At 74.8% G+C, this 1590-nt stretch carries 2 protein-coding genes; both read right to left on the bottom strand.

Features of this window, described 5'->3' with window-relative positions; translation table 11 throughout:
• Positions 1 to 391, bottom strand: a 391-nt coding sequence (locus tag AB0I67_RS43080; protein ID WP_357936784.1) for a hypothetical protein, incomplete at its 3' end; no start/stop codon positions are given.
• Positions 388 to 1590, bottom strand: a 1203-nt coding sequence (locus AB0I67_RS43075) for a recombinase family protein (protein WP_357936782.1), incomplete at its 5' end; no start/stop codon positions are given. The genes AB0I67_RS43080 and AB0I67_RS43075, both read right to left, overlap by 4 nt.

The raw sequence follows: 1590 nt of genomic DNA, 5'->3' as shown, positions 1-1590 counted from the left end.
GCCGCCCGGGTGCGGCATGCGCACCGTCTTGTTCGGCGGTTCCTGTTCCGTGCGCCGCGCGTGCCTGCCCCACCGTGACCTGGCAGGCCTGGGCGATGTCCGCCCAGGAACTGCCCTCCGATCGCAGCGCCTGCACCGCCCGGCGCAGCGCCGCCTCATACCCCCGCCGAGCCTTGGCCATCGCCTGCAGGTCGGCCGAGTCCACCCGCACGCACACGGCCGGCCCCGCCCCGTCGCCGGCGCGCAAGGCGAGCGCGGCCTCGGCGCTGGCGCCCAGCTCGCGCAGGCTGCGGCCGTGCACGACGAGGCCGTGCTGGTCCGCGCGTGTGATCCACCAGCCGCCGCGCCGGACCGCGACCACGACGATGTCACGACCGCCGGCCGCGCTCACCGGCCAGCCTCCAGCAGAGCGATGACCTCGTCGGCGACGACGGGAGGAAGGCCGCCGCGCGGCAGCACGATCTGCCGATCACCGGCGAGGAACACCGTGTGCGTCTCGTTCTCCCGCACCGGCAGCAGCGCGATCCCGCGCGCGGCGGCGGCCGCGTGCACGCGGTCCCACCCGGTCGACCTGCTCGCCCGCAGCTGGGCCGCCACCAGCTGCGTCTGGTGCCACTCCTCGACGGTGACGATGGCCGGGTGTGCCGGCCGGCGCGACCACACCCACGCGGAGATCGGGGTGGGCCGCTCCCGCCTTTGGCGGCCGGCCCGCCGCCCGTAGACCTGGTAGCCGGTGTATTTCGGCTGGGCGAGCATGCGGCGCACCTGCCGGCCGCACCACATCGCCTGACCTTCGGCCAGAGGATGCAGGTCCAGGTCGCGCGCCAGCCTCCGGGCAATCTCCCGGTCGCCGAGCCGCTCCAGCCGGCGCATCCCGAACACCTGCGACACGGTGTCGGCCCGGCGCCCGTCCGGGTGCAGGGCCAGGCGCATCTTGGGCCGCCGCTCGCCGAACCGCCCGGCCGGCGGCGGCGCGTCCGGGTCGAGCTCCGCGATGTAGCCGTAGCAGGGCGGGCCGTGCCGGTAGCCGTTAGCGGCGTGCTGGCGCTGCCCGCGCATCGACATCTCCATCAGCTCGTGCCGGCCGATCTCGGCCTGCATCTGCGCCGAGCGCCGCGTCGTGAGCCGGCCGGTGGTCATCCCGCCCTGAGGCTCGTTGGCGCAGTCGATGGGCACACCACGCGACAGCAGGTGCCGCTCGATCTGGAGACTGGGCAGCATGTCGCGGGCGACGCGGCCGATCCGCTCGCACGCCACGCGGTCCACCTCGCCGCGCTCGACGGCCTCCAGTAGCTCGCCCAGGCCGCCGTCCCGCGGCACGGGGACGCCGAGGCGGGCGTAGTCCTCGGCGCAGATCTGGCTGCGCTCGTCCAGGCCGAGCATCCCGGACTCCACGTCCCAGAAGTGGGCGACGAACACCTCACCCGGGCCCAGGAGCAGGCTCGCGTCGGCGAGCTGACCGGCAAGCGAGGAGCGCGGGTCCTGGTTGTCCTTGGTGGAGCAGCGGCCGAGGAACGCCGTCCTGGGCCTGGAAGCCGTCGCGGCCTGGTATCCGGGCAGGTCGCTCAGGTCGATCGGGGCATCGAACAC

This window comes from Nonomuraea sp. NPDC050310 (assembly GCF_040655795.1).
Classification (GTDB): domain Bacteria; phylum Actinomycetota; class Actinomycetes; order Streptosporangiales; family Streptosporangiaceae; genus Nonomuraea.
This window is presented reverse-complemented; position numbering and strand designations above follow the sequence as displayed.